The sequence below is a fragment of the Halochromatium salexigens genome (genome assembly GCF_016653295.1).
In the GTDB taxonomy this organism is placed as follows: domain Bacteria; phylum Pseudomonadota; class Gammaproteobacteria; order Chromatiales; family Chromatiaceae; genus Lamprobacter; species Lamprobacter salexigens.
Genome location: NZ_NHSF01000014.1, coordinates 1 through 14,699 on the forward strand (window position 1 = coordinate 1; position 14,699 = coordinate 14,699).

Below are 14,699 nucleotides of genomic sequence, written 5' to 3' on the forward strand. Positions count from 1 at the left end.
CAGACCCCCATGCGGGCCGCGATGGGACGCGAGTGCGCCTTGCTCATGCAGCGCCTCAACGCGCTCAATGAACACCGCGAACACCTGCTCTGGATCGATGGGATCGAGGAGGTTGCGGATCTGCTGATCACTGGGAATCTGATGGACCCCGAACAGGGTGTTGGCGTTGTTGGCGCCGCGCTCCTTTTGCATCCGGCCCTGGAAGTCGAGAAACGACGGGCTTTGCATGAAGAACACCGACAACGCGCTCAAGGCCGCATCGCCGATGGCGTAGCGCTGGTTGTTGCCGCCCTTGCGGTGATCGGGGAGTCCAAACAAGGCTTCGCGGATGCTGGCCATCAGGTCGGTAGCGAACACCGGGGGCGTCGGTGTGGCTGTGGGGGTGGGCTTGAGAACCATCGGCTAACAACTCAAGTTTCAACCGCTTTCAGAAAAGCTACTGGTAACATGAGGGTTTCAAATTTGGAATTGCTGGGCGTCCTCATCCGCTCGCCCCTACCGGTATAATCCGCGCCCATCAAGGCTGCGCCCGCAGCGACCGACCGCATCGGCATCCCCGCATGGAAACCAACGAACGCCAGGCGCGCTCCCAAGCCATCAAGCGCACCACCCTGGTCGGCGCGATCACCAATCTGCTCCTGTCCGCGATCAAGATCGCCGCCGGCTGGATCGGCCAGTCGCATGCGCTCATCGCCGACGGCATCCACTCCTTGTCCGACCTGCTCTCCGATCTCCTGGTCTGGTTCGCCGGTCACAAGGCCGGTAAGGCCCCGGATGCCGAGCATCCCTATGGCCACGGCCGCTTCGAGACCGTCGCCACCCTGGTGCTGGGCTTCCTGCTGCTGGCGGTCGCGCTTGGCATCGGCTGGGATGCCGCTCAGCGTCTCTTCCAACCGCAGGCCCTGCTGCAGCCCGGCCCGATCGCCCTCTACGCCGCCGGATTCTCGATCCTGATCAAGGAGGCGCTCTATTGGTACACCCGCGCCTATGGCGTGCGGGTGCGCTCCGATTTGCTGATCGCCAATGCCTGGCACCATCGCTCCGATGCCATCTCCTCGATCGTGGTGCTGATCGGCGTGGCCGGCACCCTGGCCGGTCTGCCGTATCTGGACGCGATCGCCTCGGTCCTGGTCGCGGTGATGATCGCCAAGATCGCCTGGGATCTCGGCGCCAGCGCCACCCGCGAACTCGTCGATACCGGCCTCGATCCCGAGCGCCTGCGCGAGATCAGCCGCATCATCCGCCGCAGCACCGGCGTGCGCGACGTCCACATGCTGCGCACCCGCACCCTCGGCGGCAACACCTCGGCCGACGTGCATGTCCTGGTCGATCCCGACATCAGTGTCTCCGAAGGCCATGCGATCAGCGTCCTGGTGCAAGAGCGGCTGATGGAGACCATCGATCGCATGTCCGATGTCATCGTCCACATCGATCCGGAGGACGACGAAAGCGCCACCCCGACCAAGGGTTTGCCGATGCGCACCGAAATCCTCGAGCGTCTCGATCAGTACTGGCGACCGATCCCCGAGGCGCTGACCCGCAAGCGCGTGCTGCTGCATTACCTGGATGGCGCGATCACGGTCGATCTGTTCTTCCCGCTGCGCACCTTCGTCGATGAGTCGAGCACGCGGCAGTTGCATCAGCGCTTGCGCGCGGCCCTCGAGGATGATCCCGACATCGCCGAGGTGCGCCTCTATTACGGCTGACGGCTATTCACGCCCTCTTTCGGTGCAACATGAGTCCGGGTATGGTCTATTAGTGTGCGCTCGCGTGGCTGCTGAAACCGCTGCGCACCAGTCGGTTCGGCGCGAGCGCCGTTTGCCACGACAGTGGCACATAACCTGCTTGTCACAGTCACGCGATCCATTCACAAACCCAAGACCAATTAGCGGGAGATTTCGCAGATGTCCGCCACTGACGTGTTGAAGACGATCAAAGACGAGGACGTGAAATTCGTGGACCTCCGGTTCACGGATACGCGCGGCAAGGAGCAGCACGTCTCGCTGCCGGCCCGCATCATCGACGAGGCCCTGTTCCAGGATGGCAAGATGTTCGACGGCTCCTCGATCGCCGGCTGGAAGGGCATCGAGGCCTCGGACATGGTCCTGATGCCAGAGGCCGCGACGGCGGTGCTCGACCCGTTCTCCGATGAGAAGACCCTGATCGTGCGCTGCGACATCCTCGAGCCCGCCACCATGCAGGGCTACGAGCGTGATCCGCGCTCGGTGGCCAAGCGCGCCGAGGCTTATCTGGCTTCCACCGGCATCGCCGACACCGCCTTCTTCGGCCCCGAGCCCGAGTTCTTCGTCCTCGACGATGTGCGCTGGGGCGTGAGCATGGCCGGGGCCTTCTACAAGGTCGATTCCGAGGAGGCCGAGTGGAACTCCGAGCGCGTCTTCGACGACGGCAACATGGGCCACCGCCCCGGCGTCAAGGGCGGCTATTTCCCGGTGCCGCCAGTGGACTCGCTCAACGATCTGCGCGCCGCCATGTGCCTGGCGATGGAAGAGATGGGCGTCCCGGTCGAGGTGCACCATCACGAGGTCGCCACTGCTGGCCAGTGTGAGATCGGCACCCGCTTCGACACCCTGGTCAAGCGCGCCGACATGAATCAGATCCTCAAATACTGCGTGCAGAACGTCGCCCATGCCTACGGCAAGACGGCCACCTTCATGCCCAAGCCGCTGGTCGGCGACAACGGCAACGGCATGCATGTGCATCAGTCGCTCGGCAAGGATGGCCAGAACATCTTCGCCGGCGACAAGTACGGCGGCCTGTCCGATGCCGCGCTCTATTACATCGGCGGCATCATCAAGCACGCGCGCGCGCTGAATGCCTTCACCAACGCCTCCACCAACTCCTACAAACGCTTGGTGCCGGGTTTCGAGGCGCCGGTGATGCTGGCCTACTCAGCCAAGAACCGCTCAGCCTCGATCCGCATCCCGCATGACGCCAATCCCAAGGCCACGCGCATCGAGGTGCGTTTCCCGGACAGCACCGGCAACCCGTACCTGTCGTTCTCGGCGATGATGATGGCCGGCCTCGATGGCATCCAGAACAAGATCCATCCTGGCGATGCCATGGACAAGGATCTCTACGACCTTCCGCCGGAAGAGGAGAAGTCGATCCCGCAGGTCTGCTACGCATTCGATCAGGCCTTGGCAGCGCTCGATGCCGACCGCGAATTCCTCACCGCTGGCGGCGTCTTCACCGACGATGTCATCGACGGCTACATCGCGCTCAAGATGGACGAGGTCACCCAGTTGCGGATGAGTACCCATCCCGTCGAGTTCGATCTCTACTACAGCCTCTAATCGACAAACCACCCCAAGGGCAAGGAAGCCCATACCCCTTCCAACTTTCCCCGTCTCCCTCCCAACGTCTTCTTGTTCAGCCCTGGTGCATCTCAGCGCACCCAGCAAGGGCGACAAGCACTAAACTAGTGCAATTGATGGAGTGGATCAGCGCTGGCCGCGCGCGTGCCTCCTGATCCTAACAGGCGTCCTTCATCTGGCTCGATGCTTGCTTATTCGATGGAAAGGGCTGATCCAGCGAGTTTTGTGTCAGGCGTCCCGGTAAAACTGATGAACGACATCGAAAGCGGAAGCGGACACAGCCGGCTTGGCACCATGATTCTCGACAACCTGAACACGGCCGTGCTGCTGTTCGATCGCGATCTGCGGCTTCGCTATATCAATGCCGCTGGCGAGAACCTGCTCGCCGTCAGCGCCAAGACGGTGCTTGGCGAAACGGCGGGGCGTTTGGTCCCCTGCCCCACCGATTCGGTCGAGAATCGGCTGCGCGAGGCCTTCGAGACGCGACAACCCTTTACTGAGCGCGAGGTTGAGGTCAAGCGCCCCGACCAACAGTGCATCCGCGTCAACTGCACCGTGTTGCCCATGCACGCGCGCGATGAGCCCTACGACTTGCTGATGGAGATGCAACAGATCGATCGCCAGCTCAGGATCGCGCGCGAGGAATATCTGATCTCCCAGCATCAAGCGACCCAGGCGCTGCTGCGCGGGCTCGCGCACGAGATCAAGAACCCGCTCGGCGGACTGCGCGGTGCGGCGCAACTGCTCGAACGCGAACTGCCCGACCCGGGTCTGCGCGAATACACCCGCATCATCATCGATGAGGCCGACCGTCTGCAGGCACTGTTGAATCGGATGCTGGGGCCGAACCATCTGCCACAGCGGCGCTCGCTCAATATCCATCATGCGATTGAGCATGTGCGCGGTCTGCTCAGTGCCGAGTTCCCCGCCGGCCCCGAGATCATCCGTGACTATGATCCGAGCATCCCCAACTTCGAGGCCGATACGGATCGGCTGATCCAAGCCCTGCTCAACATCGCCCGTAACGCCGCTCATGCGGCCGGTCAGCACGGCCAGGTGACACTGCGAACACGGGTGCTGCGGCAATTTACCATCGGCAGCATCCGCCACCGGCTGGTGCTGGTGATCGAGATCGAGGACGACGGCCCAGGCATCCCTGAGGAGCTGATCGATCGCATTTTCTTTCCGATGGTATCGGGGCGTGCCGGCGGTACCGGGCTTGGGCTGGCGATTGCCCAGGAGCTGGTCAATCAGCACCAAGGTTTGATCGAATGCGAGAGTCGGCCTGGTTGCACCCTCTTCCTCGTTTATCTACCGTTGGAGCCGACTGATGAGTAGAGTCCCCAGGGTCTGGGTCATCGACGACGATCGCTCGATCCGCTGGGTGCTCGAGCGCGCGTTGCGCCAAGCCGAGATGGATGTCACCAGCTTCTCCAATGGAGTGGGTGTCATGGACGCGCTCGAGCGCGAGCTACCCGATGTGATCCTGACCGACATTCGCATGCCTGGCATCGATGGTCTCGAACTGCTTGAGCAGGTCACGACTCGCTATCCATCGTTGCCGGTCATCATCATGACCGCGCATTCCGACCTCAACAGCGCCGTTTCGGCCTTTCATGGCGGTGCTTTTGAATACCTACCCAAACCCTTCGACATCGACGAGGCGGTCGATCAGGTGCAACGCGCCTGCCGCCGCCAAAGCGAGGCCGCCGCCGAACCGGTGCCGCTGCCGCACAGCCCGGACATCCTCGGTGAGGCGCCCTCGATGCAAGAGGTGTTTCGCGCCATCGGGCGCCTGGCCCGCTCCAACATCACCGTGCTCATCAACGGCGAATCCGGCACCGGCAAGGAACTCGTCGCGCACGCCCTGCATCGACACAGCCCGCGCTCACAGGCGCCCTTCATCGCCCTCAACATGGCCGCGATCCCGCGCGATCTGATGGAATCGGAACTCTTCGGCCACGAGCGCGGCGCCTTCACCGGGGCCCAGACCCGGCGCGAGGGCCGCTTCGAGCAGGCCGATGGCGGCACCCTCTTCCTCGACGAGATCGGCGATATGCCGGCCGAGCTGCAGACGCGCCTGTTGCGCGTGCTCGCCGATGGCGAGTTCTATCGCGTCGGCGGCCTGACGCCGATCAAGGTCGATGTGCGCATCATCGCCGCCACTCATCAGAACCTGCGCGAACTGGTGGCCAAGGGCAGCTTTCGCGATGATCTCTTCCACCGCCTCAACGTCATCCGCATCCAACTGCCGGCGTTGCGCGATCGGCGCGAGGACATCGGCCTGCTGATGCGCCACTTCCTCGCCCAGGCGGCGAAGGAACTCGGCTGCGAGGCCAAGATCCTGGCCGATGATGCGCTCGAGCGCCTCGAGCGCCTGGAATGGCCGGGCAACGTGCGCCAGCTCGAGAACACCGCGCGTTGGCTCACGGTGATGGCCTCCACCAAGCAGATCCATGTCGGCGATCTGCCGCCCGACCTCGAGGGCCTCGCGGCCGCCGTGCAAGCCGATGAACAATGGGAGGGCGCCCTGCGCGCCTGGACGCGGCGCCGGCTGCAGCAGGGCGATCGCGGCATCCTCGATTCGGCCATGCCGACGTTCGAGCGCATCCTCATCGAATCGGCGCTCGAGCACACCGGCGGGCGGCGCCAGGAAGCGGCCAAACTCCTGGGCTGGGGGCGCAACACCCTGACCCGCAAGATCAAGGATTTGGGCATGGAAGGCGAAGAGCCCGAGCTTGCTGAGGACGAGGAACCCGAGGTGTAGGGCTGTTGAGCGGCTATGACGCCGCGCGCGCAGCGGGTGGGAATCGGCCCGGAGATCCCCCATCTCCGGGGCACCCGAGCGGCCGTTCAGTGCGTGCCGCTTCCTCGCCATCCAACCGCTCAGGATCGACCCAGTGGACAGCAGTAGCATTCGCCTCCCCGGTTCCGAACTCGCCGAGATCCGTTTCGACGACGGCACCCTGCGCATCGCCTTCGCGCGCGCCTATATCATCAAGACCATGACCGGCTCGGCCGAAAAGACCCTGTGGTGGCAGGCCGGCACGCTCATCCTCGACAACGCCGAGCTGCTGGCGCCGCTCCCTGACCCTGACCCTGGCCCTGGGGAAGAGCTCATCTGCGACGGCGGCGATATCGACGAGAACGTCTACACCTACCGCGACATGATCCCGATCCCGCTCGAGAGTCGCGGTCTTTGTCGCTGCGATCTCAAGCTGCGCGGCAGCGAGGCCCGTATCAGCGCCCAAGGCGAGACCATCCGTTTGGCGATGGAGGCCGTGCCCAAGTACATCGAGCATATCCGACCCGAGCAAGACGGCGGCTGACCCGCGCGCATGAAAAAAGCCCCAGGGCAAACGACCTGGGGCTTTCGATCGATCAGAGCACGGCGCGCCTGCTTGCCAGGCGCGCGATGGCTACAAGCGGTTCGAGCCAACGATCTCGTGCGCGATGTCGACGACGCGGTTCGCCATGTCCATGTATTCCTGGCGGTAGTTGGCGAGCAGGCCATCCTGCGAGGCCCAGTAATCCTTACCGCTGATGCCGTTTTCATGCTCGTGGTCGATGAACTGCTTCTGCATCTCGAGCATCTTGTCGATCAGGTCCTGCTTCTCTTGCTTCAAGGCCGCGATGTCGGTCATGGTGTTCTCCCCCGCAGGGCTCGTTAATCGCTTGATTCTGTTGCCGAAGGTTTAATATATCATGGAGCATCGATCAACGGTCAAGCAACGCCTGCAGGTTCGTCCTGAACATGCGCCCTAAATGTTTCATGTGATCCTCTACCAGCCGGAGATCCCGCCCAATACCGGCAATGTCATCCGGCTCTGCGCCAACACCGGCGCCAGCCTGCATCTGATCGAGCCGCTGGGCTTCGAGCTGGACGACCGCCGGCTGCGCCGCGCCGGGCTGGATTATCACGAATGGGTCGGCGTGCGGGTCCATGCCAGCCTCGCGGCCTGTCAGCAGGCGCTGGCGCAATCACGGCTGTTCACGCTGAGCACGCACAGCCGCCAGACCTACACCGAGACGCGTTTCGTCCCTGGTGATGCCTTCCTGTTCGGGCCGGAAACGCGTGGATTGCCCGCCGAGCTGCGCGAATCGGTGCCGCCCCGGCAGCAGCTCCGTTTGCCCATGCGCCCCAACAACCGCAGCTTGAATCTCTCGAACACGGTGGCGATCGTCGTCTATGAGGCGTGGCGGCAAAACGGCTTTCGTTGATCCCGGCCGGCGATCCAGTCCGGCCTGATCCGCGCCGGGCCCCGATCAGTCGAGTTCAGGCCGATTCGAGCGCTCCAGCAACTGACGAGTCGCGGCCTCCGGGGTCTGGCCCTCGTAGAGCACCGCATGCACCTGCTCCGAGATCGGCATCTCGATGCGATGCTCGCGCGCGATTCGATGCACCGCCCGCGCCGTCACCACGCCCTCGACCTCTTGGCCGATCGCCGCCAGAGCCGCGCTTGCCGTCTCGCCACGCGCCAAGGCCAGGCCCAGGCGTCGATTACGCGATTGATCGTCGGTGCAGGTCAGCACCAGATCGCCGAGTCCGCCCAGGCCCATGAAGGTCTCGCGTCGCGCACCGAGCGCCGCGCCAAGGCGAATCAGCTCCGCTAGACCTCTGGTAATCAACGCGGCCCGGGTATTGGCACCGAAGCCGAGCCCATCGGCGATGCCGGTAGCGATGGCCAGCACATTCTTGGCCGCGCCGCCGACCTGGACCCCGATCAGATCATCATGGGTATAGGCGCGAAACCGCTCGGAGCGCACCCAGGCGGCACACTGTTCGGCAAAGGTCATGCTCGAGGCGGCCAGGGTCACCGCCGTCGGCAGCCCGCGCGCGACCTCGCCGGCAAAGCTCGGGCCGGAGAGCACCGCGAGCGCGCGTTCACCCGTGCGCTCCAGCACCAGCTCGTGCAACAGGTGCCCGCTCTCGGGATCGAAGCCCTTGGTGGCCCAGAGGAGGCCCATGTCGGCCGGGAGCACGGGCGCCAACGCGCCCAGCACATCGCCAAAGAACTGGCTCGGCACCGCGATCAGGACACCGTTGGCGCCAGCCAGCGCCTGTTCGAGCGATGCCGTTGGGCGGATCCCATCGGGCAGTTCGATCCCCGGCAGGAAGGTCTGATTCTCGCGTGCGCTCAGCAGTGCCGCGACCTGTTCCGGGTCATGGCTCCAGAGCGGTATCTGGTGGCCATTGCGCGCCATCAGCACCGCCAGCGCGGTGCCCCAGGAACCTGCCCCGATGACAGCGATGCGTGCCATCGAACCTTAGTGAGTCGTCTCGCCGGGGGCCGGGCCCGCATCGCCGTCTGCGGCCTGCTCGCCCTGCTGCTCGGCCTGCTTCTGCGCATAGATCGCATCGAAGCTCACATGTTGCAGCACCAGATGCGGAAAACCGCCCTTGGCCACCAGATCCGAGACCGCCTGGCGCGCATAGGGGAACAGCAAGCTCGGGCAGTACACATAGAACAGCGGCCCCAGCTCCTCCTTGGCGAACCCGGCCACGCTGACGATCCCGGCCTGCTGGATCTCGATCAGATAGGCGGTCTGCTCGCCGACCTTGGTGGTCACGGTCACCGTGAGCACCACCTCGTGGGTATCCTCGGAGAGTGCCGCGAGCTTGATGTCGAGATGCAGTGAGGTCTCCGGTTTCCATTCCTGGCGGAAGATCTCGGGCACATTCGGCGCCTCGTAGGAGAGGTCTTTGATATAGAGACTGCGCAGTGCAAACTGTCGCTCGCCCTGGGGTTGCTGCTGGGGCTGCTGGTTCTCGGCCATGAGGGACTCCAGGATCGGATTAATGTTTTTTACGGGTCAACGGAAGGTTGGCGCTTTCCCAGGCCAGGATACCGCCCTTGAGGTTATAAACCTCGTTGAAGCCCGCCTTGCGTAGCAGGTGGCAAGCGGCCTGGGACTGCGAGCCCGAGCGGCAGTTGACGATCACCGGCCCATCCTTGAACCGCGTCAATGCGCCTGTCTGCTTGTTGAAGCCGTTCATCGGCACATTCACAGCATTGATGATGTGGCCCTTGGCGAAATCGGCGGCCGGGCGGACATCAATCACCGCCGCGTCGCGTTGATTGATCATCAGGGTGGCGGCGCTCGGGTCGACTGAACCCTTCTCGCCGACGATCAAGGCATAGGTGAGCAGGCCGAGGATGGCGCCGAGCGCGCTGAAGAGCACCCAGTGGTTTCCAATGAATTCGAGCAGCATAGGGATAATCGGAGCGTCGCGGTACGCTGAAGTCAACCCACAAGTATAAGAGCCGGCGCGCTCGCCGTCACGCCCTCAAGGCGTGCGACTGCAAAACACCTCGCGCATCATCACAATCAGACGCAAGGTGCGTGCGTCACCGACCCGATAATAAACCCGGTTCGCATCCTTGCGGGCGGCCAGGATGCCCTTATCGCGCAGGATGGCCAGATGTTGTGAGATATTGCTCTGCGAGGTGCCGACATGCTCGACGATGTGCTGCACGCTGACCTCCTCGTCACCCAGGGTGCAGAGGATCTTCAGCCGCAATGGATGCGACATCGCCTTCAGCGAGCGCGATGCGCGCTCGATATCGGCATCGTCGGCAAAAAGCGCGAGTTCGGAGAAATCGTAACCATGCTCCTGCCCGGCCTCGTCTCCAGGCGCTTGCCCGCACTCCTCCCGCTCGGGATCGGCCGATGATTCCGCGCTCGGCAACCGCTGTTCTCCCACCATGACGTCCGCCTTAATATCAACGTTTCATCAATCGATGATAAACCTTTCCGGAAGGCTGACAAGCCCTCGTTGCCGGGCCCGTTCCCGCACCGTGGCGCGAACTCTGCTCGCCGCGAGCCTTCTGCTCGCTGCCGCGGCGGTGGGCGGGATGGGTGGCGCGCTCGCGGCATCCGGCCAAGCATCCACCCAGCCGCCATCCACCCAGCAGCAGCCCGCGAACCAAGGGCTCGAGGCGGTCGCCGAGCACGAGGCAGCGCTCGAGCAATTGCAAGCACGGCTGCGGGCGTTGCGAACTAGCATCGACGACAACCTGCGTTACCGCGACGCCCTCTTCAAAGAGCTGCGCCAGTTCGAGCGCGACATCGACGACCTCAGCCGCGCCAACCGCGAACTGGAGGCGCTGGTCACCGAGCAGCAAGCGGCGTTGGTAGCCACCGAGGCCCGCCTGCAAGCGCTGCGCGCTGATCTTGAGCACGCGCGCGCCGCGTTGGCCGATCTCGTGCGCACCGCCTATGGCCTGGGTCACGGGGACCAGATTCGCATGCTGCTTGGCCAGGAAGATCCGCGCCGGGCCGAGCGACTCTTCGGCTATTATCAGATCGTCGCCGCCGCGCGGGCGGCTCGGGTCGAGGAGATTCAAGAGCTTGAGCAAGGCCTGCACCGGCTCGAGCAACGGGAACGAAAAGATACGGCAAGGCTCGCGCGGCTGGCCTCGCGTCAAGACCGCACCCGCCAACGTTTAAGCAGTGCGCTCGGCGCTCGCGCGGCCATCCTCGCCGATCTCGAACAGCTCATCGCCGATGAGCAGATTCAGGCCACGGCCCTGAGCGCCGATGCCGACGCCCTGAGCGCCCTGATCGCGCGACTCAAACGCAGCGCCGAGATTGCCGCCGAAGCCGAACTCACCCCCGCCTCGATCACCGATCGGCGCGGGCGCCTGGCCTGGCCCCTGCGGCCCGCGCGCATCCTGCGCGGCTTCGGTGAGGGCCGCGCGCACGGCGCTCTGCATGCCGACGGCGTTCTGCTCGAGGCCGACGCCGGCAGCGAGGTTCACGCCGTCCACCACGGTCGCGTGGTGTACGCCGATTGGCTGCGCGGCTTCGGCATGTTATTGGTGATCGACCATGGGGGTGGCTACATGACCCTGTATGGGCATAATCGCACCCTGATGAAAGAGGTTGGCGAATGGGTCGAGTCGGGTGATCTGATCGCCCTGGCCGGCAGTAGCGGTGGCGCCGAGCACAACGCGCTGTACTTCGCGATCCGCCATCAGGGCCAGGCCATCGATCCCGGCCGGTGGTGCCGATCCACGCCGGTGGATGCCACGTCGGGCTGATGCCGCTCCAACCGCCACCCAATCGCCCTTGGGCAACGCGCCCTGGGAACACGCGATCCAGATCGCTCTCAATCGTTCAGGTAACTTCAGCACACAACAGCCGGGCTTCGGCTCCAAGCCCGCAGGATGAATCCATGACCAATCGCCAGTCCGCCCTTCTCGCTCTCCTTCTCTGTGGTCTGCTGCCCGCTGCCTGGGCGCAGGACGACGCGGCGCAATCCGACGCGGGGCAACCCGACGCCGAGCCGGCACCGGTGGTGCAGCCGCCACCGTCTGGCTTCAAGCCCACCGGCACCCGCCCGGAGCCGAGCGTCGAGGAGGTGCAAAAGGCGCTGGAGTCGGCTGCGGCCGAGGGCGAGGACGACGCGCCCGAAGGCCTGCCGCTCGATGAGCTGCGCGTGTTCGCCGAGGTCTTCGGGCGCATCAAGAGCGACTACGTCGAGCAGGTCGAGGACCGCGAGCTGCTCGCCAGCGCCATTCGCGGCATGCTCGCCGGGCTCGATCCGCACTCGGCTTATCTCGATCCCGACCAATACCGGGATCTGCAGACCGGCACCACCGGCGAATTCGGCGGCCTCGGCATCGAGGTCGGCATGGAAGACGGATTCGTCAAGGTCATCGCCCCCATCGACGACACCCCGGCCCAGCGTGCCGGTATCCAGGCCGGCGATCTGATCGTGCGCATCGACGGCAAACCGGTCAAAGGCATGAGCCTCAGCGACGCCGTCGAGCTGATGCGCGGCAAGCCTGGCAGCGCCATCGAACTTACCCTGATGCGCGATGGCGAGGCCAAGCCGCTGCGCGTCGAACTCGAGCGCGCGATCATCAAGGTCGCCTCGGTCAAGCAGCGCCTCCTCGAGCCCGGCTTCGGCTATCTGCGCGTGGCCAACTTCCAATCCCGCACCACCGAGGATCTGCTCGCCGCCATCGAGACGCTCAAGCAGGACAACGACGGTCCCCTCGAGGGCGTCATCCTCGACCTGCGCAACAACCCCGGTGGCATGCTCAACACCGCAGTTGGCGTCAGCGACGCCTTCCTCGAGCAGGGCCTGATCGTCTACACCGAAGGTCGCCTCGACGACGCCAAGCTCGAATTCCGCGCCGGCCCCGACGATGTGCTCGAGGGCGCGCCGCTCATCGTGTTGGTCAATGGCGGTAGCGCCTCGGCCTCCGAGATCGTCGCCGGCGCCCTGCAGGACCAGCGCCGAGCGTTGATCATGGGCAACGAGACCTTCGGCAAGGGCTCGGTGCAGACCATCATCCCGGTCGATGAGCGCACCGCGCTCAAGCTCACCACCGCGCGTTACTACACCCCCGCCGGGCGCTCGATCCAGGCGCTCGGCATCGTGCCGGATATCATCCTCGAGCGCGGCAGCCTTACCCTGGATGCGGACGCCGAGGTCGCGCCGCTCAAGGAGGCCAACCTGATCCGCCATCTGGAAGATAGCAACGATCCTGAAGATGATGAGGACTCGGCCGATGACGACGCGAGTGGCGAGGAGACCGCCAGCACCGACAAGGATCGTGAGCAGTCATCGCTCGCGACCGAGGACTATCAGCTCTCCGAGGCCCTCAACGTGCTCAAGGGATTGGTGATCCTGGGTCAGACGCCGGCCGCGGCTGAATCCAAGGCCGTCAACACCTCGGATCACACTGACTGAACTCTTGGACACCACTCTCAATCTGGAGGTAAACGATGCCACGCGTGCTAATCCCACTGGCCCCTGGCTGCGAAGAGCTGGAGGCCGTCACCCTCATCGACCTGCTGCGCCGGGCCGAGCTCGAGGTCGTCACCGCCGCCCTCGAGCCGGGGCCGGTGACCTGTAGCCGAGGTACCGTCCTGGTCGCCGACGTCGATCTCGACGAAGTGGCCGAGGACGACTTCGATCTGGTCGTGCTGCCCGGCGGCCAACCAGGCGCCACCAACCTCGAGCGCGATACCCGCATCCACGATCTGCTCGCCCGCCAGGCCGCCGCCGATCGCTGGAGCGCGGCCATCTGCGCGGCGCCCGCAGTGCTGGCCAGCACCGGCCTGCTGGATGGCCGCTCGGCGACCAGCTTTCCCGGCGCCGTCGACGCGGCGCGCTATCCCGAGATCACGCTGCTGGAGCAGCCCGTGGTCATCGACGGCAAGGTGGTCACCTCGCGCGGTCCGGGCACGGCGATGGACTTCGCGCTGCAGCTCATCGAGCTGCTGCTCGATGCTGAGCAGCGCGCGGCGGTCGAGGCAAAGCTGATGCGACCCGGCGCGTGATGGGCGCATTCAGTGGCGCCATGACCGGAACCGCTGCCGTCGCCCTCACCGCCTTCCTCCTCAGCGCGACCCTGACCGCGCTGCTCGTGCGCGCTCGCCTGCCGCTGCTGCATGTGCTCGATCATCCCAATGAGCGTTCATTGCACGACAGCCCGATCCCGCGCACGGGCGGTCTCGCGCTCTTGGGTGGGCTGTCGGCTGGAGTGCTGCTCGCGGTGCTCGCCGACAGCACGGCGGCCATGCCGTCTCCCCTGCCCTGGCTCGGCGTCGCGCTGCTGCTGGTCGCCGTCGTCTCGTTCTGGGATGATCGCGCGGGTACCTCGCGGCGGTTGCGACTGCTGGTGCATCTGCTGGCCGCGATCCTGCTCTGGCTCGGTGGTCTGCGCTGGAATCAGCTCGATCTGCCGGGACTCATGATCCCGCTGCCACTCTTGCTCGCCTTGCCGCTCAGCCTCCTCTACAGTCTCTGGATGATCAATCTCTATAACTTCATGGATGGCATGGACGGACTCGCGGGTGGCATGGCCGCGATCGGCTTCGCTGCGTTGGCGCTGCTCGGCTACAGCGCCGGCGATCCCTTCTATGCTGCCTGCTGCGCCGCCGTGGCTGCTGCGGCGGCCGGTTTTCTCACTGGCAACTGGCCGCCGGCGCGGATCTTTCTCGGTGATGTCGGCGCCTCCAGCCTGGGCTTGCTCGCCGCCGGCTGTAGCCTCTGGGGCGCGCGCGCCGGCCTGTTTCCGCTCTGGATCGGCTGGCTGGTCTTCTCGCCGTTCATCGTCGATGCCACCTGGACCCTGCTGCGTCGCGTCATCGCTGGCGAGCGCCCCTGGGAGGCGCATCGTTCCCACCATTATCAGCGTCTGGTGCTGGCCGGCTGGGGCCATCGCCGCACCCTGCGTTGGGCATTGGCGCTGATCGCCGCCACCGCTGCCAGCGCCGTCGCCGCGCCCCGGCTCGACAACACCGAGCAATGGTGGCTGATCACCGGCTGGGCGCTGATCTTCGTCCTCATCCATCTGCGCGTGAGCCTGGCCGAACGGCTCGCGCGCGCCTGAGCCTGATCCC

General features: G+C 65.0%; 15 protein-coding genes and 1 pseudogene. 10 read left to right on the forward strand and 6 right to left on the reverse strand.

Going from position 1 to position 14,699, the window contains the following annotated elements; translation table 11 throughout:
- Nucleotides 1-399: pseudogene (locus tag CCR82_RS02155) on the reverse strand (ISNCY family transposase); the annotation flags it as partial.
- A gap of 161 nt (nt 400-560) precedes the next feature.
- Between CCR82_RS02155 and CCR82_RS02160 the strand changes: the two are divergent.
- The 5 genes from CCR82_RS02160 (at nt 561) to CCR82_RS02180 (ending at nt 6,664) form a co-directional block, all read left to right on the forward strand.
- Nucleotides 561-1,706, forward strand: coding sequence for a cation diffusion facilitator family transporter (locus CCR82_RS02160; RefSeq protein WP_201243721.1), 1,146 nt, complete (start codon nt 561-563; stop codon nt 1,704-1,706).
- 198 nt (nt 1,707-1,904) lie between these two features.
- Nucleotides 1,905-3,314: a glutamate--ammonia ligase gene (gene glnA, locus CCR82_RS02165; protein ID WP_201243722.1), complete on the forward strand. Its 1,410-nt coding sequence runs from the start codon at nt 1,905-1,907 to the stop codon at nt 3,312-3,314.
- Nucleotides 3,315-3,584: 270 nt separating this feature from the next.
- Entirely contained in the window at nt 3,585-4,673 is a 1,089-nt protein-coding gene (gene glnL, locus CCR82_RS02170; protein WP_242513189.1) for a nitrogen regulation protein NR(II), read from the forward strand.
- Nucleotides 4,666-6,102: a nitrogen regulation protein NR(I) gene (gene ntrC, locus CCR82_RS02175; protein ID WP_201243723.1), complete on the forward strand. Its 1,437-nt coding sequence runs from the start codon at nt 4,666-4,668 to the stop codon at nt 6,100-6,102. The genes glnL and ntrC overlap by 8 nt, the downstream gene beginning before the upstream one ends.
- A gap of 133 nt (nt 6,103-6,235) precedes the next feature.
- Nucleotides 6,236-6,664, forward strand: a complete 429-nt coding sequence (locus CCR82_RS02180) for a hypothetical protein (RefSeq protein WP_201243724.1) — start codon at nt 6,236-6,238, stop codon at nt 6,662-6,664.
- A gap of 90 nt (nt 6,665-6,754) precedes the next feature.
- Here CCR82_RS02180 and CCR82_RS02185 read toward each other — a convergent pair whose 3' ends face one another.
- Nucleotides 6,755-6,979, reverse strand: a complete 225-nt coding sequence (locus CCR82_RS02185) for a hypothetical protein (protein WP_201243725.1) — start codon at nt 6,977-6,979, stop codon at nt 6,755-6,757.
- 121 nt (nt 6,980-7,100) lie between these two features.
- Between CCR82_RS02185 and CCR82_RS02190 the strand changes: the two genes are divergently transcribed.
- Nucleotides 7,101-7,556: a tRNA (cytidine(34)-2'-O)-methyltransferase gene (locus tag CCR82_RS02190; RefSeq protein ID WP_201243726.1), complete on the forward strand. Its 456-nt coding sequence runs from the start codon at nt 7,101-7,103 to the stop codon at nt 7,554-7,556.
- Nucleotides 7,557-7,601: 45 nt separating this feature from the next.
- Here the strand turns inward: CCR82_RS02190 and CCR82_RS02195 are convergent, their stop codons facing one another.
- The 4 genes from CCR82_RS02195 to CCR82_RS18400 all read right to left on the reverse strand — a co-directional run bounded on the left by CCR82_RS02195 (nt 7,602) and on the right by CCR82_RS18400 (nt 9,900).
- Nucleotides 7,602-8,597, reverse strand: coding sequence for an NAD(P)H-dependent glycerol-3-phosphate dehydrogenase (locus tag CCR82_RS02195; RefSeq protein ID WP_201243727.1), 996 nt, complete (start codon nt 8,595-8,597; stop codon nt 7,602-7,604).
- Nucleotides 8,598-8,603: 6 nt separating this feature from the next.
- Nucleotides 8,604-9,113, reverse strand: coding sequence for a protein-export chaperone SecB (gene secB, locus CCR82_RS02200; protein ID WP_201243728.1), 510 nt, complete (start codon nt 9,111-9,113; stop codon nt 8,604-8,606).
- Nucleotides 9,114-9,132: 19 nt separating this feature from the next.
- Complete coding sequence (locus tag CCR82_RS02205) at nt 9,133-9,549, reverse strand: rhodanese-like domain-containing protein (RefSeq protein ID WP_201243729.1); 417 nt, start codon at nt 9,547-9,549, stop codon at nt 9,133-9,135.
- 75 nt (nt 9,550-9,624) lie between these two features.
- Nucleotides 9,625-9,900, reverse strand: coding sequence for an ArsR/SmtB family transcription factor (locus CCR82_RS18400; RefSeq protein ID WP_201243759.1), 276 nt, complete (start codon nt 9,898-9,900; stop codon nt 9,625-9,627).
- Between the two features lie 235 nt (nt 9,901-10,135).
- On the opposite strand from CCR82_RS18400, the gene CCR82_RS19045 reads away from it, so the two are divergent.
- From CCR82_RS19045 to CCR82_RS02230, 4 genes are all read left to right on the forward strand, one after another.
- On the forward strand, nt 10,136-11,380 hold the full coding sequence (locus CCR82_RS19045) for a peptidoglycan DD-metalloendopeptidase family protein (RefSeq protein WP_201243730.1): 1,245 nt from the start codon (nt 10,136-10,138) through the stop codon (nt 11,378-11,380).
- Between the two features lie 134 nt (nt 11,381-11,514).
- On the forward strand, nt 11,515-13,041 hold the full coding sequence (gene ctpA, locus CCR82_RS02220; protein WP_201243731.1) for a carboxyl-terminal processing protease CtpA: 1,527 nt from the start codon (nt 11,515-11,517) through the stop codon (nt 13,039-13,041).
- A 35-nt stretch (nt 13,042-13,076) separates the two neighbouring features.
- Entirely contained in the window at nt 13,077-13,634 is a 558-nt protein-coding gene (locus CCR82_RS02225; RefSeq protein ID WP_201243732.1) for a DJ-1 family glyoxalase III, read from the forward strand.
- A gap of 20 nt (nt 13,635-13,654) precedes the next feature.
- Complete coding sequence (locus CCR82_RS02230; protein ID WP_201243733.1) at nt 13,655-14,689, forward strand: MraY family glycosyltransferase; 1,035 nt, start codon at nt 13,655-13,657, stop codon at nt 14,687-14,689.
- The last annotated feature ends 10 nt before the right edge of the window (nt 14,690-14,699 follow it).